This is a genomic window from Armatimonadota bacterium, assembly GCA_013359125.1.
In the GTDB taxonomy this organism is placed as follows: domain Bacteria; phylum Armatimonadota; class Fimbriimonadia; order Fimbriimonadales; family GBS-DC; genus JABWCR01.
Window position 1 is genome coordinate 22655 of the sequence record JABWCR010000021.1, and the last position, 20826, is coordinate 43480.

17 protein-coding genes and 1 pseudogene are annotated in these 20826 nt (G+C 58.6%); 6 read left to right on the top strand and 12 right to left on the bottom strand.

The window, feature by feature from the left end; genetic code table 11:
• Window positions 1–33: 33 nt before the first annotated feature.
• The 5 genes from HUU60_10040 to fliD are packed head-to-tail and all read right to left on the bottom strand — an operon-like array spanning window position 34 to window position 6146.
• Window positions 34–2163, bottom strand: a complete 2130-nt coding sequence (locus tag HUU60_10040) for a hypothetical protein (protein NUL83049.1) — start codon at window positions 2161–2163, stop codon at window positions 34–36.
• A 36-nt stretch (window positions 2164–2199) separates the two neighbouring features.
• Window positions 2200–3039, bottom strand: a complete 840-nt coding sequence (locus tag HUU60_10045) for an amidinotransferase (protein ID NUL83050.1) — start codon at window positions 3037–3039, stop codon at window positions 2200–2202.
• A gap of 60 nt (window positions 3040–3099) precedes the next feature.
• Complete coding sequence (locus HUU60_10050; protein ID NUL83051.1) at window positions 3100–3444, bottom strand: hypothetical protein; 345 nt, start codon at window positions 3442–3444, stop codon at window positions 3100–3102.
• Window positions 3437–3871 carry a flagellar export chaperone FliS gene (gene fliS / locus HUU60_10055; GenBank protein ID NUL83052.1) on the bottom strand — a complete coding sequence of 145 codons (435 nt, stop codon included), beginning with the start codon at window positions 3869–3871 and terminating at the stop codon, window positions 3437–3439. Before fliS ends, HUU60_10050 begins: the two co-directional genes overlap by 8 nt.
• Before the next feature lie 4 nt (window positions 3872–3875).
• Window positions 3876–6146, bottom strand: coding sequence for a flagellar filament capping protein FliD (gene fliD / locus HUU60_10060; GenBank protein NUL83053.1), 2271 nt, complete (start codon window positions 6144–6146; stop codon window positions 3876–3878).
• 94 nt (window positions 6147–6240) lie between these two features.
• Between fliD and HUU60_10065 the strand changes: the two genes are divergently transcribed.
• Both HUU60_10065 and HUU60_10070 read left to right on the top strand, forming a co-directional pair.
• Window positions 6241–7794, top strand: coding sequence for a hydantoinase B/oxoprolinase family protein (locus HUU60_10065; GenBank protein NUL83054.1), 1554 nt, complete (start codon window positions 6241–6243; stop codon window positions 7792–7794).
• Window positions 7795–7807: 13 nt separating this feature from the next.
• A complete protein-coding gene (locus HUU60_10070) occupies window positions 7808–9022 on the top strand; it encodes a serpin family protein (GenBank protein NUL83055.1) in 1215 nt (404 codons plus the stop codon).
• On the opposite strand, the gene HUU60_10075 is transcribed toward HUU60_10070, so the two are convergent.
• From HUU60_10075 to HUU60_10100, 6 genes are all read right to left on the bottom strand, one after another.
• On the bottom strand, window positions 8981–9409 hold the full coding sequence (locus HUU60_10075) for a hypothetical protein (protein NUL83056.1): 429 nt from the start codon (window positions 9407–9409) through the stop codon (window positions 8981–8983). The genes HUU60_10070 and HUU60_10075 overlap by 42 nt on opposite strands.
• Before the next feature lie 4 nt (window positions 9410–9413).
• Window positions 9414–10010 (bottom strand): YceI family protein, encoded by a 597-nt coding sequence (locus HUU60_10080; GenBank protein ID NUL83057.1) that lies wholly within the window; start codon window positions 10008–10010, stop codon window positions 9414–9416.
• Between the two features lie 7 nt (window positions 10011–10017).
• Window positions 10018–12204, bottom strand: a complete 2187-nt coding sequence (locus HUU60_10085; GenBank protein NUL83058.1) for a UvrD-helicase domain-containing protein — start codon at window positions 12202–12204, stop codon at window positions 10018–10020.
• A 74-nt stretch (window positions 12205–12278) separates the two neighbouring features.
• On the bottom strand, window positions 12279–12830 hold the full coding sequence (locus HUU60_10090; GenBank protein NUL83059.1) for a transposase: 552 nt from the start codon (window positions 12828–12830) through the stop codon (window positions 12279–12281).
• A 106-nt stretch (window positions 12831–12936) separates the two neighbouring features.
• The gene (locus HUU60_10095; protein ID NUL83060.1) at window positions 12937–14070 is read right to left on the bottom strand and encodes a cysteine desulfurase; all 1134 of its coding nucleotides are present in this window, start codon (window positions 14068–14070) and stop codon (window positions 12937–12939) included.
• Between the two features lie 7 nt (window positions 14071–14077).
• Window positions 14078–14659: a MarR family transcriptional regulator gene (locus HUU60_10100; GenBank protein NUL83061.1), complete on the bottom strand. Its 582-nt coding sequence runs from the start codon at window positions 14657–14659 to the stop codon at window positions 14078–14080.
• A gap of 110 nt (window positions 14660–14769) precedes the next feature.
• On the opposite strand from HUU60_10100, the pseudogene HUU60_10105 reads away from it, so the two are divergent.
• The 3 genes and pseudogenes from HUU60_10105 (at window position 14770) to nuoF (ending at window position 17380) form a co-directional block, all read left to right on the top strand.
• Window positions 14770–14883, top strand: a pseudogene (locus HUU60_10105) (prepilin-type N-terminal cleavage/methylation domain-containing protein).
• A gap of 810 nt (window positions 14884–15693) precedes the next feature.
• Complete coding sequence (locus HUU60_10110) at window positions 15694–15939, top strand: hypothetical protein (protein NUL83062.1); 246 nt, start codon at window positions 15694–15696, stop codon at window positions 15937–15939.
• A 61-nt stretch (window positions 15940–16000) separates the two neighbouring features.
• Window positions 16001–17380 carry an NADH-quinone oxidoreductase subunit NuoF gene (nuoF, locus tag HUU60_10115; protein NUL83063.1) on the top strand — a complete coding sequence of 460 codons (1380 nt, stop codon included), beginning with the start codon at window positions 16001–16003 and terminating at the stop codon, window positions 17378–17380.
• Here the strand turns inward: nuoF and HUU60_10120 are convergent.
• The gene (locus HUU60_10120; GenBank protein ID NUL83064.1) at window positions 17346–18770 is read right to left on the bottom strand and encodes a hypothetical protein; all 1425 of its coding nucleotides are present in this window, start codon (window positions 18768–18770) and stop codon (window positions 17346–17348) included. The genes nuoF and HUU60_10120 overlap by 35 nt on opposite strands.
• Before the next feature lie 5 nt (window positions 18771–18775).
• On the opposite strand from HUU60_10120, the gene HUU60_10125 reads away from it, so the two are divergent.
• Complete coding sequence (locus HUU60_10125; GenBank protein ID NUL83065.1) at window positions 18776–20377, top strand: methylcrotonoyl-CoA carboxylase; 1602 nt, start codon at window positions 18776–18778, stop codon at window positions 20375–20377.
• Window positions 20378–20826 lie beyond the last annotated feature (449 nt).

Here is a 20826-nt window from a genome sequence, read left to right on the forward strand (position 1 = left end):
ATCGATGGGCCGAATTGCAACTTTGACAGGAGCTTAGAATATCTCGCCGATGCCGCCGACGGGCTGGCCGAATTGGCCGTAGCCAAAGCGGGGCTCGGACGGCAGCGCTTTCAGGCGAAGAAACATCGAAATCTCTCTATCGCGGCGGAATCCGAACGGATTGTCGATGAAACGCAACTCCAACTCGACGCAGTGCAGATCGTAGGTCGCCATGAATTGACGGCTCTCGAAACGGTTTAGATAGCCGTTGTAAGAGAGCAGGGCCCAGAGTTTTGTCCGACCGATATTCAACGCTTCGACTCTCAGATTCGCGCTGGCCAAGCGATCGCGCTGAGGATCGAAGCGCGCATTAAAGTATAAGTTTGATGCGCCGAAATTCCACATAACGTCGGTCAAAATGCCGGTCGTTCGATCGCGGTTCGGGTCGTAGGTCAGGTTCGTTCGCCAGCGCAGGTGGTTGCTCGGCTCATAGTTCGCGTTCAGCCAGAGCGTGCGCCAAGCGTCTCGTCCAAGTTTGTCGGCTTGGAGGTCGTAGCCCGTCTGTGCGGATAGGTTCCAATCGCCAAATTTCAGAACGCGCAGGTCGGCGGTCAGCGAGTTGTAGATGCCGGAGCGATCGAATTGAAAGGGCGAGTAGCCGTAGGGCCGCAGGTAGTTCCAACGCAGCGCAAACTCGCCGCGAGAACCGATCCGTTGCTCCATGTCGCTCCTTAGCACATATTGCGCCGTACCGTCGCTGTAGAACGATTGTTGCAGGCCGTATCCGAGCGTGGCCGAGGGATAAGGAAGGTAGGAGCCGTTTGCTTCGGCATAGAGCCTTTCGCCCGATACCGATCTCGAACCTCTTTCTGCCAAATGGCCGATCGAGCCACGGAACGATGTCGTCGTTGGGCCGATCTTGACCGCTGGGAGAAAGTAAGTGAGTTGCGGCGCCTTCTCCAATCCTCCGAAGAACGGCGCCGAACTGGCGACCGGGATGCGCCTCAAAACTTCGAACTGAGCACGGCCCCGACCCATTGTTCGATCGACGGTCAGTCCCACGCCGTACTCGCGCCGGTCGTTCAGCGCGGTCTGCCCGCTCCTTGCGCTGAACCCCTTAAAATCGATGTTGCCGTTCCAACTCCAATCTTTCGCCGTTCCCGTCTCTGTGAGCGAAATTGTGGTTGAATCGGAGGTGTATCCGCCGGATTGATTGGCGCTTTGCCGAGCCGACAGCCTTGCCGTTCCCCCTTCGTGCTTCCAGGTCAGCGCCGTGCCCATGCCAAAAGCGTTGGATGTCTGCAAGAAGCTATTCCGGCTGTATTCCAGCGATGAGAGCGCAAGGATCGAGCCGACAGTCGCCTCGTGCAGGGCTCGCGCCGTGATGGTCGTGCCGCCTCTCGTTTGATCGCGCAGCGCATAGACGTTCGCCTTCAGCGAACCCAATTGCTGGTCCAGGCCGAATCCGACCCCCTTTTTGGACATCAGATCGATGCGAGCCTGGCCGTAGCCCGAACCTCTGTCTCCATATCCGACGGCATACTTGAGAAAGAACCCTTCCTCAACGTTCTGACCGACTTCGGGCAGAATGACTCGATCCGAAGCGCCTGGACGCAACGGAATCACCAACCTGGGCAGTGTAAAGAGAGCAACGCCCAGCGCGCGCAGGCGGACCCTTCGAAGGATCAGTCGGTCGTCTGCGATCGCGTTCGCTGTGCCCGCCTCTATCTGCCAGTGGGGAGGGTCGTGGTCGCACGTGGTGGCCGTGCACAGGGTCGCCGATGCCTGATCCGAAACGCCCGATACGGCCTGACCGCTTAGATAGACGCTGGAGACCGTCCGACCTTGTAGAAACTCTGACCGAAGTTCGACGCGTCCGTCAACGAACCGCCAACTCTCGTTCGGCGCATCGATAAACAGCTCAGCGCCGCTGCCCGTAAGAGATTCGCTCTCGATTCGCGCCCGTTCGTACAGCCTGTAAAGCCCTGTTTCTCTTGATCCTTCCAATCGGCCGCCAGAAAGCACGAATTCCTTCCATTTGGCAGTCAATGGGCCGACGGCGTAAACGCGGTCTTTGTCGATGCGCACCTGGGGCGCGCTGATCTGCTCGATCCAGTCGTCGTTTTGGCCAAACGCAAGGCATCCGACGGCCAGGATCGCCAGTAGCAGGATGAGCCGGATCACGCGATTTAGACGTTAGACGCCAAACGCCCATTTCCTCTAATGGCGCAGGTAGAGCGTCAGGCATTTGCAGGCGCCGCCCGACTTTAGGAACTCGCTCATGGGGACTTCGTGCGTACAGAAGCCCTCTTCCTCGAGTTGAAACCGCAAAGTTGGACAGTTGGCCGGGAGCACGACCTGCTTACCGACGACCACAGAGTTGCACGCGAAGCGCAGAGCCTCGTCTTGCGCGACCGGAATCGCCTTGAAATGCTCCTGGATCACGCGCCGGCCGTAGGTGTCGAACGCTTCGGGGTAGAACGCCACTAATCGGTTGGTCAAGGGCAAGAAACAGGTGTCGAGGTGATACCATCGGTCGTCCATCAGTTCCACGCTGATCACGTTCTTGCCGGTCAGTTCGCTCAAGATGCGGTGCGAGCAGATGTCGCTGCGCTTTCGATATCCGGCAATGTAGATATCGCCCATATGAAAGCAATCGCCCTCGCCTTCGAAGTGGCAGTCGGGATCGATTTTGACAACCTGATAGCCTTGGTCGATGAACCAGCGCTCGAACGGCGCCTCTTCCACTTGCCTTTCGGGGTGTCTGAACCTCGACAGCACGACGCGCCGATCGGGCAGCAACAGCCCGGCGTTGGCCGTAAAGACCATATCGGGAGCGTTTTTTGCCTGATCGATCAGTTCGATGTGGAGGCCCACTTTCTGGGTTAGAGTCTCGTACAGCATCGCCCATTGTTCGGCAGCAAGCCGCTTGTCCGGTCGATCCGAAACGTGCATCCAGGCGTTGATTTCGTACTTTAGGTCATAGGCCGTGGGCTTGCACATCAGCGCCCGTCGGCAATCGATGAAATCGTGCGTAGGCTTCATTGCCTGTTGAACCATTACTTTCCCCTTTACTCAACGACCGCTCTTCAAATAGCGGGGCGAGATAATACCCGGCTTTTAGCCGTCCTGGTCCATCAGGCGGCTTTCGGCCAATTGGGCGGCTGCATAGGCTTCGCCCGCCTGCAGTCGCGTCTGATCGGCCTCCATATCTAACGCTAACTGACGGCGCAAATCGACTAGCAGTTCCTGAACTTTGCGGTCGGCCTCTAGGCTCTTCTCGAGACCCGGTATCCATTCGGGGTCTGGGTTCAGCGCCTCCAATGCGCTAAGGATGCTGGCTCGCTTTTCCAGGATCGCTGGCGCCTCGTCCCAAAGCTGCTCTTGCAAGACGTTTCTCAAACAGAGGCTGAGCAGCCACAACTCGTCGATCAAGGCAGCGGCTATTTCCCTTCGGCTACCCATGCAGGCTCACCTCGCGGACTTGGGGCCTTGCAGCCTCGGCTCCATATTGTTCGGCAATCTGGCGCCAGCCATCCCTTAAGTCGTCCAGCATTGTCAAGACCTTTTTGGCGCTATCGGCATCGTCCTCTAGGTTCGCCTGCACGAGGCTTTCGTACATGTAGGTGTAGAGTTTGAGCAGATTGGCCGCGATTTCGCCGCCTGCTTCAAAGTTCAGGCTGCTCATCAGTTCGGCCAGGATGTTCTGGGTCTTGACCAGACAGCGGTTTTGATCGTCGATCCGCCTGGCTTCGATCGCCTCGATTCCCTGTTGCAAAAATCGAACCGCGCCGTCATAGAGCATTACAATCAGTTGAACTGGATGGGCGGTCTCGACCGAGGTCTCTAGGTACCGCTCTTGAATTGCGTTTCCACTATACAAATCGCTCACCTCGTCATCTCTGGGCTTGGCCGAGCATCGCTGCCAGCCGCTGGCTTTGCGACTGGAACTGGCTCATTAGCCCCTCAAGCCGCGAAAACTGCTTCCTCAGTTCGATCGCCTTTCGATCCACTTGTTCCTGTAATTGCGTTATCTGGCGCTCGATCGAATCGACTTGTTCTGTCAAGAATGTATTGTTGGTCGTAAGGTCGCCCGATATGGAATCGGTCAGGTTGGTGATGTAGGTGCGAATCGCGTCGGCAGAGCCTCTGGAAAAGAAAACTCGACCGATCTCGCCGGTCGTGGCTCCGGTAAATCGAATCTGCATGCCTTCTACATCGGTGTTCGATTGTCGAACGACCAAGAACTGACCGTCGCCCTCGCCCACAATTCCATTGATCGATCCGGCCACGTCCAGCCCTTCTGCGCCGACTGTGTCCATGCCCAATCCCGTTGTGTTAGGAGCGGCGGCCAAGTCGGAAACGACCTCGAAATTGCGCCTTGAACCATATTCTTTGGCTGTCAACACAAGCTTTCCATCGCCATCTTTGCTGGCCGTTATCAGGTTCTTGAGCTTTGCATCGCTGTTGATCTGATTGATCGTATCGTCAATGGTATTCCCGGCGCTCAACGCGATCGTATAGGGCGTATCGCCAAACATCGCGCCGCTAAACGTCAATCGCTCGATCTCGGTAGAGGCTTGGGTTTGGGCTTCATCGGCAGCGGCAACCGCCCTCGTCGCCGCCTGCGTAATGTTGACCAGATAACCATCCGTCGTGGAGGGCCGCGTCTTGTGGGTGGACGATATGAAAGAGAGCAACGCACTGTCGGAGCGGCCGTTGGCATAGAACAGTTGGCCGATTTGGGCGATGTCGCCGTTCAGAGCAGCGTCCAAGGCCGTGTCGTTGCTGACCAGTTTGCCCTGATTGTCCAGCGTGATACCGATCTGGGCGAGCGATGTCAGCGTGCCCGACAGGCCCTGCACCGGTTCGATAAATCGTCGGATAAGGCCGTCGTGAACAGACTGGACGGTCGAATCGCCAAACAGGATTCCCGTACGCTGGGTCTCTTTGTCATAAGTCGCCACAGCCTTCAGAAAATCGGCTACCTGGTTGAACGCGCCGACAAAATCGGTGATGTTTTTCTTGATCGAACCGGTATCTCGCTCGAACGTCAGAGTCGATCGCTTAGGCGTGGTCGCATCGGCTGCGAGCAGCGTTACCGTCGTGCCCTGAATGACGTCCGTTATCGAGTTCTTCGACCGCTTGAACGAGATGCCGTCCAGCGTAAACTCGGCGTCCTGCGCGGCAACCAACTGATTGCGAAAGCCGTTTTGCAGGATGCCGACGTTCTTAAGCAGGTTTTGGGCGTCGGTGAACGTCGGCGTCGATGCGCCGGTAATCTTGAGACGGTAGTAGGTCGTTCCGCCATCGGTTTCGGTAACGACGGAGGCGCTGACGCCAGTAATGCCTGCTTCGTTGATCTTGGTGGCCAGTGAGGTTAGGGTATCGGTCGCGAAGTCGATTGCGATATTTGTACCGTTGATCTGAACTGTGCCGCTGGGGCTGCCCGTGATTCCTAAAAGGCTCTTGATCGTTTGGTCGGCAGCCGTAAAGCGGTCGGACTGGGCGCCGTTGGCAACGGCATGTTTGATCGAGACCGTCGTGTTTTGGATTTTTAGCCCGTTCAGCACATTGCCGTTGCCCAGATCGGAGATTCTGAGAGTGTTGGCTGCACCGGTCTCCTTGCTGGAGACGACGAGGAAAGTCTCGGTCGAGGAGCCGTTGATGATCGAAGCGTTCACTCCGGCGTTCGCCTGGTTGATCTTGCTGGCGACTGCGGCCAACGTATCGCTTTCGACGACGTCGATCTGTTTGCCATTGATCAAAAAACTGCCTGCCAACCCTAGCGCGGTCGAACTGGAAGCATGCGATTCGGTGATAACTTTTTGAGCCTGGGCCAGCTTGCTTACGGCCAACTCGTAAATGCCGGCCAAGGCATCGGTGGACGCGGTTACAGTGGCCACTGCCGTGTCGGACGAAACGGCCTTCATCACATTGAAGCCGGAAGTCGAACCGAGCGCGCTGCCCGCGGTCTGAAGCGCCTGGAGTCCTGCCTTAAACTGTTCGAAGGCGGACATTTTGGCCTGAATTTGGCCCTGTCGCTGACGCAGGCGCGCAATTGGGCGCGACTGGATCTGCATCAGGCGCTGGATGATCGTCTCTGTATCCAGGCCCGAGGCCAAACCCGCAAAGTTTATCCCTGAGAAGCTTCCGCCAATCGCCATGAATCGCCTCCGACTTTCGCCGAGTAGGATTCAAATTATCGGTTGATGGCCAAGCGGCCTTTATCCAGCGAAGTTGACGGGATACAATAGACCTATGAGCGCCGACGCGGTTGGGCTTTACGATGAGGTTTTTGCCTCGATCCCCGAGGAGATGGGCGCTGTGTTGGAGCGCAGCGCCTATTCGCCCAACATCAAAGAGCGGCGCGACTACTCCTGCGCGATTTTTGACGCCCGGGGCCGACTGATCGCCCAAGCGTCCCATATTCCGGTGCATCTGGGCGCTATGCCTCTGCTTGCAAGGCATTTGGCCGGTCGATTTGAATGGAGAGAGGGCATGGGCGCGCTGACAAACGATCCGTATCAGGCGGGCACGCACCTGCCCGATTGGACGCTCTTTTCGCCCGTGTTTGCTAGCGGCGACCTCGTGGGGTTTGTGGCCAATCGAGCGCACCATGCCGATACGGGCGGAAAATCGCCAGGGTCTATGGCGCCCTCGCGAGAATTGTTCGAAGAGGGGCTGGTGATCCCGCCGACCGTGCTGTTAGAAGATTGGTCGCCCCGTCAAGAGATATTGGATTGGATTCTGGCAAACGTCCGCGGTCGAGACGAGCGTTTAGGCGATCTTCAGGCACAGATCGGTTCCAATCGGATCGGGGTGCGGAGATTCCAAAACTTAGTCGAGCATATCGGTATTGCGGAGTGCGACCGGCGGATCGACGTTTTGCTCGATTACTCTGCGCGTCTGGCGGAAGCCGTCGTGAACGATCTTGCGCCGGGAGTCTATTCGTTCGAAGACTTCTTGGACGACGATGGCGCGGGAAGAGAGAGAATCCGCATCGCACTGACCCTGACGATTCATGACGGCCGGCTTACTTTTGACTTTACGGCCAGCGACGACCAGGCTGCATCGCTCAATGCGACCGAAGCGGTTACACGGTCGGTCTGTTGCTATGCCTTGCGAGCGCTGATGCCGGCCGAATCGCCCACGAACGAAGGCTGTTGGCGTCCGGTGGAGGTTGCACTGCGACCCGGCAGCGTCGTCTGCGCGGCCTATCCCGCAGCGGTCGCGGGCGGCAACGTCGAAACCTCGCAACGCTTGACCGACGTTGTGCTGGGGGCTTTGGCGCAGGCAGCGCCCGGGCGCATCCCGGCAGCCTCGCAAGGAACGATGAACAACTTGCTCATCGGCGGATGGGACCCGTTTAGACAACGCGACTACGCCTACTACGAGACGATCGGCGGAGGTTGCGGCGCGGGCCCTGGTTGGAATGGAGCTTCCGGCATCCATTGCCACATGACCAACACGCGCAACACGCCTGCCGAAGCGCTGGAAGCCGAACTGCCGTTAGTCGTTGAAGAATATCGCCTGAAGCGAGACAGCGGCGGCGATGGGCAGTGCAAAGGCGGCGACGGCGTCATCAAGCGCATCCGGTTTCTCGCGCCTGCTCGAGTAACCCTGTTTGGCGACCGGCGTCGATCCTCGCCCTACGGATTGGCGGGCGGAATGAACGGCAGCCCGGGGGGCCAGCGTCTAATAAGAGGCAACGAGACGATTGAACTGCCCGCCAAGGGCGAGGCGGACGTTCAGACCGGCGACTTGCTCATCATAGAAACGCCTTCGGGAGGCGGTTATGGCCCAAAGGTATAATCGGAGGAGAGCCATGAAGGCTTTGGCATTGATCGCGGCGATGGCAACAATGGCTGGTTGCGGGACGCCCGCGCCATCCCCAAACCCGCCCAACCGTACCAAACAGCCCGATAAGCCGCTCACGGACCGCGCCATGGAACTTGCACATCACCAAAATCGATTTGGATGGCGCGTAGCAACCGCGCTAACCGCTGAAGCGCCGGGCGAGAACTTCTTCATGTCGCCCTCTTCGATCGCAGAGGCTTTCGGGATGGCCACCCTTGGAGCGTCCGGCAAAACGCTTGCCGAGATGTCGCCGTTGGTCTTTCCGCAAGACGGGCCGATGGCGGTCAAGGAACTCGGCGCTAGTCGAAACCGCACGATCAAGGACCTTCAACTGTTGAGCGCAAACTCGATCTGGATCCGCGACGGTTTGCAAGTCTTGGAGAGCTACCTACAAAGCACGAAAAAAGAGTACGGCGCTGAAATTCGATACCTGGACTTTGGCGATCCCAATGCGCCCAATGTGATCAACGCTTGGATCGCGCAAGCCACCAAGAACAAGATCGAGAAGATGATTGAAAGCATCCCGGACGCGATGGGGCTTTATCTGATCAACGCCGTTTATTTCAAAGCTGCATGGCAGGATAAGTTCGACTCGGTCGCCACGCGCCCCATGCCCTTTACCAAGTTAGATGGCAAGACGACTGAAGCGCAGATGATGAGCCGGTCGAGCCGATTGCCCTACTTTGAGAACGAGCGGCTTCAGATGGTGCAGATCCCTTACGCGGATGGTTCGGTCGTTGCCGTCTTTGTGCTGCCCAAAGGCGATCGGGACCCTCGGTCGCTAATTTCTGCTTTTGCCAAGGAAGAGGACGATCTTTACGCCCGAATGCGCCCGAATCAAGGCCGCGTCCGCATTCCGCGCCACAAGATCGAGTACGAAGCGAACTTGATCGAGGCCATGAAATCGCTGGGCATAAAGCAGGCCTTCGTCGCAGGCGAAGCCGACTTCAGCCGTATTCGATCTCAGAAAGACCTCTTCATCATGGAAGCGCGGCATAAGGCGGTGATAGAGACGAACGAGGAAGGATCGGAAGCCGCCGCCGTAACCGAGATCGGCATCGGGGTTACCAGCGCGCCGGTCGGTCAGCCGTTCGATTTCTTGGCCGATCGACCCTTCCTGTTCGTCATCCGCGATCTCAAGTCAGGCAGCAACCTTTTTGTCGGCATTGTTTACGCGCCTTGACCGGCGATTGAGCAATGTCAGACCGACGATCGAGACCAGAATGCCGCCCAGGGCGCCGTATCGCAACAGCGCGGCAATCTCCTCGACTGTGCGAAGCTGCAACGGATAGATGTCGTGCTCTCTCAGATAGGCTTCGTTCACATAGTGCGGGCTGCCTTCTTCTTTGAACTCGGGCAGGAAGGCTTTCGGATCGTCGATGATCATAAGGTGCGCCGATCCTATCGGCGCGCCCGGTTCGCCCATAAGTCGAGCGGTTGCCGGGTCGTGCTCTACTCGCTGGATCAGCTTTGCCCGAGCCGTGTAGTTGGCCAGGATCGGATAGGTTCCGATCCCGACCACGATCGATGCGACCAGCACGACCTGAAACAGACCGCGCAAGATTTTCATAGCCTTATCCGGTCTGCCCAAACGCGCTGATCGTAATGGTAACGGTTTCGCCCACCTTGCCCTGGTTGATCGACGCATGTTTGATATTGTGATCCGCCAACTTGACCTTAAAGGTTGACTGAACGTGCAGGACATCGCCTCTGAAACGGGCTGCGCGCGTCTGATCGCTGGCGGGCATATAGCGGACGCGAACATCGATCGTAATTCGCTTGGTTACGCCCTTAAGGGTGAAATCGCCTGTTACAGCGTAGATGTCGCCGCTTTTGTGACGAACGTTTGTGCTAACAAACTTGATGGTCGGATGCTTGGCCGCGTCGAGCCATCCGACGTCGGTCATGTGCTCGTTTCGCATGGCGATGCCGGTGTCGATCGAGGCCACGTTGATCTCGAACGAGCCCGAACCGGTGCGTTTATCGGGATCGAATTGGACGGAGCCTGTCAATTTGGAACTGCGTCCGGTGAAGGTCTCAAAGGGCGCTTGGCTCTCGACGGTCGCCAACTGTTGCGCGTCGGAGCCCTTGCCGAAAACGAACGTTTTGGGAGCGGCGAAGGCAGAAGCAACTGCCGCTATAAAAAGCACAGCGGGAACTATTTTTCTCATGCTAATATTAACGGCTGGAGCCGCTCAAAGGTTCCAACTTCGCCACCGAAGCCAGCACCGTCTTGATCCCTATCTCGCCTGGGAAGACCAACGTTACGTACAGATCGCCATCGGCCGAAGGCTCGCATTTGGTGACGATACCCTCGCCATATTTGGGATGGACGGCCACCGAACTGGGAGGGTAAAGGCCGACATCGGCCACAACTTTTGCGGGCTGGGGTCGTTCGGTCGGCTCGGGCGATCGATCCGGCACGTATTGCCCGAACATCAAGTTCAGCAGGGTCGTTGTGCCGCCAGGCGGCAGGTCGCGCAGAAATCGGGACGGTCTAGACCATCTCGGCACGCCGTTGAAGCGTCTCGAATTGGCCGTCAGCAGGTGCAGTTCTTCCCTCGCCCGGGTCATTCCGACATAGACCAGCCGCCGTTCTTCTTCGATTTCGTGCGGGAGTTCGCTTCGCATATGGGGCGTCAGCCCTTCTTCCAATCCTGCGATGAACACTACTGGGAACTCCAGTCCTTTGGCGGTGTGCAGCGTCATCAAGAGCGCCTGCCCCGCTTCGTCGTCTACCGAATCCAAATCGGACGCCAGCGCGGTCTGCTGGACAAAGGCGAGCGTCGACTTGTCGTTCGACTGCTCCTCGAATTGGGCGGCGACGTTTTCGAGCTCTCTCGCGTTCTCTTTGCGATCTTCGCCTTCTTGGCTGTCGTCCGCATCCAGCCAGGCCTCGTAGCCTGTCGAGACAATCGCTTGGCGCAAGACGCGGCTGACAGGGCTTCGTTCCGCCTCGGCTTGAAGGTTCTTGATCTTCTCGATGAAAGTCCTAAGGGCGCTGGCGGGTTTGCCCGTCAGCAGCATTTGCCCTTCGCGGCTGCAGGCTGCCTGCCAAAGACTGATCTCTCGTTCTCTCGAGTAGGCGTCTAGCTTTTGAACAGATGTATCGCCAATGCCTTTGGGCGGGTTGGCCAAGCATCGGACCAACGCCAGCGTATCGTCGGGGTTGACGATCAGGCGCAGATAGGCCATCAGGTCTTTCACGACTTTGCGCTCATAGAACCGGAGCGCCCCGACCACTCGGTGCGGGATGCGGTATCGCAGGAAGGTCTCCTCGAACTGTCGGCTCTGCGCGTTTGTGCGATAGAGCACGGCGAACTCCTTAGCCGTTCTCTCGCCTTCTTGCTGCTTCCGGCGGATGTATTCGGCAACCATGCGGGCTTCGGTCGCGTCGTCGTCCGCTTGGGTGAGGGTTACGGGCGCGCCGCCTTGCCGGTCGGTCCAGAGTTTCTTGGCGGCGCGACTTGTGTTTTTGCGGACGATGCTGTGGGCGGCGTCCAAAATGCGTTGGGTCGATCGATAGTTCTGCTCGAGCTTGATCACTTTGGCGTCTGGGTGGTCCCTTTCGAACTCAAGGATCAGTTCTACTCGCGCCCCGCGGAAGCTATAGATGCTTTGGTCGTCGTCGCCTACGACGCAGAGGTTTCGGCTCTTCTCGGTCAACAAGTGCACCAGTTTGTACTGCACGTAGTTCGCGTCTTGGTATTCGTCGACCAGGACGTGCTGAAACTTGTTTTGGTATCGCGCCAGCGCTTCGGGGCTTTCCTCCAAGAGTTGGATGGCCGCGCAGAGCAGGTCGTCAAAGTCGAGCGCGTTCGATTCTTTGAGCAACCGCGAATAGCGGGCATAGACTTGGGAGAGGAGTTCTTCATAATAACCGGATGCGCGCTTGGCGAACTGCTCCGGGCCGACCAATTTCTCCTTTTGGGCGCTGATGGCGTAGAGAAGCGGTCGCGGCGGGTGGGCTTTCTCGTCGATGTTCAGCTGTCGCAGCGCCTTTTTGACCAGATCGACCTGCTCTCCGTCATCGTAAACGACGAAGTTGCCCGGTATGCCGATGGCCGCGCCCGATTCGCGCAGTATTCGTGCGCAGGTGGCGTGAAAGGTGCCGACCCAGAGTCCTTCGACCTCCGCGCCCAGCAGCGCTTCGAGCCGGTGTCGCATTTCGGCAGCGGCTTTGTTGGTAAAGGTAACGGCAAGGATGTTCCAGGGCGGTACGTTGCGCTCGCGAATGAGACAGGCGATGCGATAGGTGATGACGCGGGTTTTTCCGCTGCCGGCGCCCGCAAAGACGAGCAACGGCCCGTCGCCGTGCTCGACCGCCGCTCGTTGCTGCTCGTTGAGGCTGTTCAGGTAATCCATATCGGGGAGATAGAGAGGAGTCTACCTGTTTGGGGGCATTGCTCTGACCCCTGGAGCGCGTCGGCTTGCCGACGCTAAAAATCGTCCGGCACTCTTATCAAATCGTACTTAAACGATGTAACCGTCTTGACGTACGAATCGGGATACCCTTGTTCCATCCACGCATAAGAACACCAGCGATACATCCGCGGATGTTTTTGATAACCATGTCGAACAGGGTTAGCATGCACATAGTGCAACCTTGCATAGAGCGCCTTGTCCGAGCCTATGATGGTGTCCCAGTATTGCCACCAAACTTGGCAACCCGGTTCGCTGTGAATTCGGTTTATCTCGCGCGCCGATTTCGAATGGATAGACCTTATCAACGCGGTCAGGTCGCACTTCTCGGGAGAAATCCCAACAAAGTGATAGTGGTTTGAAAATACTGCCCAAGCTTCGAGCCGCCACTCGTGGGCTTCAGCTTCTCCGAGCAAGGTGGCGAGTAGTATGTTTCGTTCGTCTGCGCTCCGGAACAATCTCGCCTTCTGGTATGTGGCTCCGGTTACAATGTAGTGGCGATTCGGTTCAAAGACGTGCGGCGGCTGATGCGGCCAAGTAATGACACGGGTTGAGCGTTCTGCGTCCATAAACACCTTGTTTCAATGCAATGCGCTTCAAATCCTGCCATTTATCTGAAGGTCTGTACTATTCGCGAGGGCGCATAGCGCCGGCAAGCCGGCGCACTCCAAGGAGTTACAACAAATCCCTCAAACTCTCCAAAAGCGCAACGACAGCCTGATCGATCTGGGCTTCGTCGTTCAGTTTGCCCACGGTCAGGCGCAGGCTGCCCTCTTGGCGTTCGGGCGGTAAACCCAATGCCGCGACGGCGCCGCTGACGCCGCCCATGCCGCTATGGCAGGCCGATCCCGCCGACGCGCAAACCCCTCGGCGATCCAATGCCGCTACCAGCGCATCGCCCTGAACGCCCACAAATGTGAAGTGCGCGTTGTGCGGCGTTCTGTGCGTCATCGAGCCGGTCAGTTGCGCGGTCGGCGCGCGCTCCAATACTTGCTTTATCAGACGATCGCGCAGGCGAGCCAGGCGAGGCGCCTCGTCCTCCATCTCTGCATCGGCCAATGCCGCCGCCATGCCCAAGCCCACGATGCCCGGCACGTTGTGCGTGCCCCCGCGCCGTCCGCGCTCCTGCTCTCCGCCCGTCTGAAAAGGCAACATTCGACAACCCTTGCGCACATAGAGCGCCCCAATGCCTTTAGGTCCATATATCTTGTGCCCAGACAACGACAACAGATCGACATTCAGCGCGTCGACGCAGATCGGCAGTTTGCCCACTGTCTGCACCGCGTCGGTATGGAACGGTATCCCGTTCAGTTTTGCAATCCGCGCCAATTCTGGAATCGGCTGCACCGTGCCGATCTCGTTATTAGCGTGCATGATCGTAATCAGCACGGTGTCCGGCCTTATCGCCGCCTCCAATTCTTTCGGACTTACGCGCCCTTCTCCGTCAACCCCCAGGTAGGTAACTTCGTATCCGTCGTGCTCGAGCTTCTTGCAGGCTTGTTTGACGGCGCCGTGCTCGATTTTGGAGGTTACAATGTGCCGCCCTTTGCCTTTAGAGGCGCAGACCGTGCCGAAAATGGCTAGATTGTCCGCCTCGGTGCCGCCGCTGGTGAAGACGATCTCGGCAGGCGATGCCGCGCCGATCAGCGTTGCGATCTGCTCTCGCGCCGTTTCGACCGCCTCGCGCGATTGTCGCCCGCAACAGTGGATGGAAGAGGGGTTGCCAAAGCAATCGCAAAAGTAGGGCAGCATCGCGTCCAGAACGCGCTTGTCGACCGGCGTCGTGGCAGCGTGGTCAAGGTAGATCATCGCTTGATTATCGGCAAAACTCGTCCGGCTGTGTCAGGGCGATGGGACAACAGGGGTCGCTGTCCGATCCGCAATGCAGGCAGAGCCGGTCGGCCGGCAACAGCCCGCCCTGGATGCCCGCCTCGATAAAGACGTTCAGCCCGTGCAAAAACGATTCGCGGTCGGCGTCGTCCATCCTGGCCAAGATTGTCGCGAATTGCTTGCGCCGGTCCTGGTCTAGTTTGGCCAGGAGTTCGGCGCCGGAATCCGTGAGCCGGAGTCCTACTTGGCGGCGGTCTTCGGGCATCTCCTCGCGCCCCACATAGCCTTTTTTCTCCAGGCGGTTGATCATGTTGGTCGCCGATGGGTAGCTGATGTGCAACCCTTCCGCCAAGTCGCCCACCGTGGCGCTGGCATGACTACCGAGGAATCGCAGCGCCTGAAGCTGAGAGTAAGTAATGTCGGTATGCGAGAGGGTCTCGAGCGCTCGCTCGCCCATGGTGTGGTAGATGGCGCGGATAAAGATGGCGGCCGCCCGCTCCGCTCGGGCGAGCAGTTCGTCGGACAACGCCATTTTCAGGCGCAACTGGGCGGGCGAATCGACGGGCATTGGAACTAAATTAGTATACCATGGGTTTAGGTAAGCAGGAATCGCCGCTCATCGCGGAGAATGTATCTATTGCGAGGGCTTCGAGGAAGTCGTCGCAAAGGAGGACCATCATGGTGCGTCGTGGATTTACCCTTATCGAATTGCTTGTCGTCATTGCCATCATCGCAATCCTGGCCGCGATTCTCTTTCCTGTCTTTGCGGCAGCCCGAGAGAGCGCCCGACAAATCGACTGCCAAAGCCGATTCTATCAGGCTGGGCGGGCGCTTGTTATGTACATGGCAGACAACGACAGCTACCACCCCCCGACCCAATACTACGCTGCATGGGCTGGCCAGTACAACCCTCAGGACATGATCCTGGCCATGCTGATGCAGCCATACATCAAGAACTGGACCACATGGCGCTGCCCTTCGGATCCTAACGCCACCGACTACATCCTAGGTCGATGCAACGATCGGAACCCTGGTTCATTGCACGAGAAGCTTTACTGCTGGTCGTTGACTACCGATCTTGGCTACAACTACGCCTACCTCAGTCCGATCGTTCGCTACGGCTCGGTTTGGCAGAACAACCCTGCCCACGAAACGAAAATCGTAAAGCCGGGCGCTACCGTAATGTTCGTGGACAGCATCTGGTTTAGAAACACCCTCACGCGACTGCCTGAGGGCGGCGGAAACTGGATCGTTATGCCGCCGTGCCGTTTCTATCAGGCTCCGGGGTCTTCAGCCCGCATCGATACTTTCACTCAGCTATACCACCCTACCGCCAATGCATGGTACGACTATGGAAGCGCTTGCTGGCGGCTTCAAACGGCGACCGGCTGGTATCTCTGGATGGAGTTTGGCGGGACTTGGCCTTGGCATCGGAACGAGAGGATGATGGTCTCGTTTGTGGATACCCACGCAAAGCCATACACGCCAAGGCAGCTGACGGTCGGCTGCAACGCGTTGCCGATGTGTCAGGGCAACATCACCGATCCGGACGCCTATCTGTGGGACATGGACAACTACTATTAAGCATCGGAGGACCTGACAATGGAGAAGAACAAGATCCCGATGCCTGTCGTCGCCGGTATCGCTGTCTTGGCTGTAGCGCTGGCGCTCTACATGGGCTACCAGTACTTTGGCGCTCCGGTCGACGTTGGGCCGGGCGCGGTGGCCGAGAAAGACTACCCGGTTGGCGACCCATCTCTGGGTACCACCGACAAGGGTTCGCTCCCTTCAAACCTTGTGCCCTCCGAAGACCCTGCAGGTACTCGGAGCAAGGGATCTGGCCGATAACAGAAACAAACCGGCCTCCGTGTGATAAAATTGAGCCGCAATCATTCGCACGGAGGCCCGAATGCCTGAACTTCGCCTGCTACTAAAGCACGCCGACCATCCCGAATCGACCGAGATCGACTTCTACAAAGCCAACGGCGGCTATCAAGCCCTCGAAAAAGCGCTCAAGACCGACCGTCAGGAGATTATCGAAGAGATCAAGAAATCGGGTTTGAGAGGTCGCGGCGGGGCGGGCTTCCCCACTTGGATCAAGTGGAACGGCATCCCCAAGGACGAAAGCAAACCCCACTATGTGCTGTGCAACGCCGACGAGGGCGAGCCGGGCACGTTCAAAGATTGGGAACTGATGCGGCGCACGCCTCACCAGTTGGTCGAAGGCATGGCGATCGCGGGCTATGCGACGCTCTCTAAGACGGGCATCGTCTACATTCGCGGCGAGTTCGTCGAGGCTGCCCAAGCGATGCGCCGCGCCATCGATCAGGCCTACAAAGCGGGCTATTTGGGCAAGAACATATTGAACAGCGGCGTCGATTTCGATCTTCACATCCACATGGGCGCGGGATCGTACGAGTGCGGCGAAGAATCGGCCATGATGTCGAGCGTGATGGGCGAGCGCGGCATGCCCCGTCTCAAGTTTCCTCATGTGCCCCTTCCCACCATCAGCGGCCTTTGGGAGAGCCCAACGCTGATCAACAACGTCGAGACCTTTTGTTGCGCGCCGCACATTATAACGAACGGCGGCGAGTGGTACGCGCAGATGGGCGCATCGACCAAGAACAGCCGCGGTACCAAGATCTTTAGCGTCAGCGGGCATGTGGCCAAGCCCGGCAACTACGAGATCGAGTTTGGAACGCCACTTTTGGAACTGGTGCAACTGGCGGGCGGCATGACGGGCGGCGGGCTAAAGGCGATCATCCCGGGCGGGAGTTCGGTGCAGATCATGCCGGCGGAGAATTGCGCCGAGGCGATCGTCGGCTATGAGGAGCTTTGGGACAAGGGCAGCATGGTTGGCTCGGGCGGCATGATGGTCTTAAACGAGCACACCTGCATTGTAACCTTTATGTGGCGGACGACCGAGTTTTACGCGCACGAATCGTGCGGCAAATGCACGCCGTGCCGCGAGGGCACGCGCTGGATGGCGCAGATTTATGACCGCATTTTGGAAGGCAAGGGGCGACCGGACGACATCGACGTTCTGTTGGAAATCTGCGGACAGATCGACGGACGAAGCTTTTGCGGCCTAGGCGATGCGGCTGCCTGGCCCGTGGTCGCCAGCATCAAGCATTATCGCCACGAGTACGAACACTTTATCCAGCATGGCCGATCGATGCTGGCCGACCGGCCGGAAACCCAGGCGATGATGCCTTACAAAGGCTACAAGCGGTACGACCCGTTTCGATACGAGGTTACATTTGGCGGGCATCGGCTCGCTCGAACTTGATAAAGACGATCGAGAGCGGCGGAAGGTCCAGCCGGTATTCTCCGCTCGTTCGCCTGACTCTTAGCGGCTTGATCAGTCGATCCTCGTCTGCCCAAGCGGGCGAATCGGGGCTGGGTTGGCTCATGGCCTCGGCTTGTGCCTCGCCTGTTCGGACGGCTCGAATGCGGGCTTCGACTGTTCTCTGGGTAGGATTGACGGTTATCAGGTAGAGCGCGTCTTCGCTCTGGGTCGCCAGCACGGGATGGGTCGGGCCATAAGTGCCTTTGGCCAGATAGTAAGGACCGCGCCCGGCTATCTCCAGCGCCTGATCGCCCACATAGCGTGCAAACCGATGCTGCAGCCAGTAGAGCACGCCTCGACGCTCCGGCTCGTTGGTCGGCAAGAACGAATAGCCCGGCAGTTTTGAATTGGTGAGCGCCTGCCAGCCGCACGCTGCCTGAACGACGCCTTCGCGCAGGTAGCAGATGAGGCGGACCGCTCGATGCAGCGCCCCTACGATGTTGCCGTTGCGCAGCGCGTCGTCCGCTCGTTCGCCGTCTGGTCCAGGGCTGTGCATCCCCCATTCCGTATCCATCTGCAGGATCGTACGGCCCGGATTCAGCCTCGCCGCCAGCCTCGTCATGTTGACGATGTGATCTAAGAGCCGATAGTTCTCCGTTATGACCAGCTGCTCCACCGAGGCTCCCTGATACGCTCTTGCAAAGCCATAGTAGTGTCCGACGATGAAGTCGTAATGGCCTCGGCACCGCGCCATGAGCGATGCGCCCCAATCTTCCTTGGTGTGCAGGATGGGCAGGCCGACCATCGCATTGGGCTGCAGGCGTCGAACGAGCGGCTCGATGTCGGCCAACCGTTCGGCATAGTGGCCTGGCGTCGCATAGGCCGCGCCGCGCCGCTTTTCGCCCGGAAAGAGCGCCATATAGGGTTCGTTTGCCACCTCCCAGTGTCGGAAGCCGTAGCCCTTCTGCAGACAATGTCGGAGGGCGCGCTCGTATGCATTGAGCGGAAGGAGCTTATTGGCGTCCGAATCCTCCAACGTGAGAAAGGTGGAGCCTTCGGGCACGCCGATCCGACGGACGACCTCGGCGACTTTGTCCAAGGCGTCCTCGACATCGAACGCTTCGTCCGCAACGCCATAGAAGCGCGTGGCCGGAAGGCGAAGCTCTTTAAGGCCGCGCTCGATCTCGGGCTTTAGCGTCCAGCGCCCCTGCTTGTCGTAGGGCTGGCCCGTCCAACCGGCCAATCGATGGAATGCGAGCCCCAACGCGCGCCGATCGATGGTCCTGGATGGGGCACCGGTCTCGATTTCCAATCGGGCGCCGCCGGGCTCGATTCGGTGCTGAATGGGCTGCATATAAGTCAGTACGGATAGGGTACCCTTTCGGCTCAAAAGGCATGGAAGTCATCGAATCCCTGATCGATCCTAGCAGTGACGAATTCAAGCAAAACAGCGCGGCTTACGATCAGCATCTTGCCGATTTTCGCGCCGCTGTCGATAAGGCGATGGCGGGAGGCGGGACGGAATCCGTTGCCAAGCACAAATCGCGCGGCAAGATGACGGCGCGGGAGCGAATCGAGACTCTAGTTGATTCGAACGGCTCCTTCTTAGAAATCGGCCGTCTGGCGGCGCACGGGATGTACGACGGCGCGGCGGCTAGCGCAGGGGTTGTGGCCGGCATCGGCCAGGTGCAAGGCCGACTCTGCATGATCTTGGCGAACGATGCGACGGTCAAGGGCGGAACGTACTACCCCATTACGGTCAAAAAGCATCTGAGGGCGCAGGAGATCGCACTGGAGAATTGCCTGCCCTGCATCTATCTGGTCGATTCGGGCGGCGCGTTTCTGCCTATGCAGGCCGAGGTCTTCCCTGATCGCGATCATTTTGGCCGGATTTTTTACAATCAGGCGAGAATGTCGGCACTGGGAATCCCCCAGATCGCTTCGGTAATGGGCTCTTGCACGGCGGGCGGCGCCTATGTGCCCGCAATGTCCGACCACGCGGTGATTGTGAAGGGCACGGGCACGATCTTCTTGGGCGGGCCGCCGCTGGTGAAGGCCGCGACGGGCGAAGAGGTAACCGCCGAGGAGCTGGGCGGCGCCGATGCGCACTGCCGGATCAGCGGCGTGGCGGACTACTTTGCCGAGGACGACGAGCACGCCATAGAGATTGTGAGAGGGATAGTGGAAACGCTCGAATCGGCTCAGATCGATCCGCCTTACGCGCCCGAGGAGCCTGCTTACGATCCGAAGGAACTCTACGGCATCATCCCCGCCGACGCAAGAAAGAGTTTTGACGCGCGAGAGATCATTGCCCGCATTGTGGACGGAAGCCGCTTCTTGGAGTTCAAAGCGCTCTTTGGCACGACGCTGGTCTGCGGTTTTGCGCGCATCTACGGCTATCCGGTCGGGATCGTCGCCAACAACGGCATTCTTTTCTCCGAAAGCGCGCAGAAAGGGGCTCATTTTATCCAGCTTTGTTGTCAGCAACGAACGCCGCTCGTCTTTCTGCAGAACATCACGGGCTTTATGGTGGGTAAGAAGTACGAGAACGAGGGGATTGCCAAGCACGGCGCCAAGCTGGTAACCGCGGTCGCCTCGGCCAACGTACCCAAGTTCACGGTAATTATTGGCGGATCGTACGGAGCGGGCAACTACGCGATGTGCGGACGGGCCTATCAGCCCCGGCAGCTCTGGATGTGGCCGAACGCGCGCATCTCCGTGATGGGCGGCGAGCAGGCTGCCAACGTGCTACTGACGGTAAAGATGGAGCAGCTGGCCGCCAAGGGTCAGACGATGTCTGCCGAGGAGCAGGCAGAGTTCAAGCGGCCGACATTGGAGAAGTATGAAGAGGAGAGCAGCGCGCTGTACAGTTCGGCGCGTCTGTGGGACGACGGAGTGATCGACCCCGTCGATACTCGAATGACGCTGGCATTGGGGATTTCGGCGGCGCAGGCGACCAATGATTTGGACACCTCCTTTGGCGTGTTTCGGATGTGAGATTCGTACTCAAAATTGTGCTACATTTGCGCAGATTCCCGTTCATTTCGGCACGCCAGGCTTCTGCCTGGCAGGATGGGATTGCAACGGCACGTTTCGCGCAAAGGGAGCGAAGACCGCCAAGGCGAGCCGCCCGGGAGGGCGAGCGTCCTCGCGAGCCGAATCAACAGGGAGTTTACATCCCTCCGCGCCTGCGGACGTGGAGGGTCCTGGCCAGGCAGGAGCCTGGCGTTCCGACGGCATGGGCTCGCGGGGACGCTCGCCCTCCCGTTTGGCGGCTTTGGCTCGCGGGGATGCTCGCCCTCCCGGCTTGATTCGTACTCAAAATTGTGCTACATTTTTGCAAAAGGCCACTCAGTGGCTAGCGCTCGGTCTGACAACATCCCTCCACACCTGCGGGTGTGGAGGGATATAAAAATTCGGCACGCCAGGCTTCTGCCTGGCCCTTT

What these genes read in the sequence shown, in the direction of transcription:
- HUU60_10045 (NUL83050.1), bottom strand. Translation starts at nt 3,039, where the DNA reads ATGGTTCAACAGGCAATGAAGCCTACGCACGATTTCATCGATTGCCGA.
- HUU60_10050 (NUL83051.1), bottom strand. Translation starts at nt 3,444, where the DNA reads ATGGGTAGCCGAAGGGAAATAGCCGCTGCCTTGATCGACGAGTTGTGG.
- fliD (NUL83053.1), bottom strand. Translation starts at nt 6,146, where the DNA reads ATGGCGATTGGCGGAAGCTTCTCAGGGATAAACTTTGCGGGTTTGGCC.
- HUU60_10065 (NUL83054.1), top strand. Translation starts at nt 6,241, where the DNA reads ATGAGCGCCGACGCGGTTGGGCTTTACGATGAGGTTTTTGCCTCGATC.
- HUU60_10070 (NUL83055.1), top strand. Translation starts at nt 7,808, where the DNA reads ATGAAGGCTTTGGCATTGATCGCGGCGATGGCAACAATGGCTGGTTGC.
- HUU60_10075 (NUL83056.1), bottom strand. Translation starts at nt 9,409, where the DNA reads ATGAAAATCTTGCGCGGTCTGTTTCAGGTCGTGCTGGTCGCATCGATC.
- HUU60_10080 (NUL83057.1), bottom strand. Translation starts at nt 10,010, where the DNA reads ATGAGAAAAATAGTTCCCGCTGTGCTTTTTATAGCGGCAGTTGCTTCT.
- HUU60_10085 (NUL83058.1), bottom strand. Translation starts at nt 12,204, where the DNA reads ATGGATTACCTGAACAGCCTCAACGAGCAGCAACGAGCGGCGGTCGAG.
- HUU60_10090 (NUL83059.1), bottom strand. Translation starts at nt 12,830, where the DNA reads ATGGACGCAGAACGCTCAACCCGTGTCATTACTTGGCCGCATCAGCCG.
- HUU60_10095 (NUL83060.1), bottom strand. Translation starts at nt 14,070, where the DNA reads ATGATCTACCTTGACCACGCTGCCACGACGCCGGTCGACAAGCGCGTT.
- HUU60_10100 (NUL83061.1), bottom strand. Translation starts at nt 14,659, where the DNA reads ATGCCCGTCGATTCGCCCGCCCAGTTGCGCCTGAAAATGGCGTTGTCC.
- HUU60_10110 (NUL83062.1), top strand. Translation starts at nt 15,694, where the DNA reads ATGGAGAAGAACAAGATCCCGATGCCTGTCGTCGCCGGTATCGCTGTC.
- nuoF (NUL83063.1), top strand. Translation starts at nt 16,001, where the DNA reads ATGCCTGAACTTCGCCTGCTACTAAAGCACGCCGACCATCCCGAATCG.
- HUU60_10125 (NUL83065.1), top strand. Translation starts at nt 18,776, where the DNA reads ATGGAAGTCATCGAATCCCTGATCGATCCTAGCAGTGACGAATTCAAG.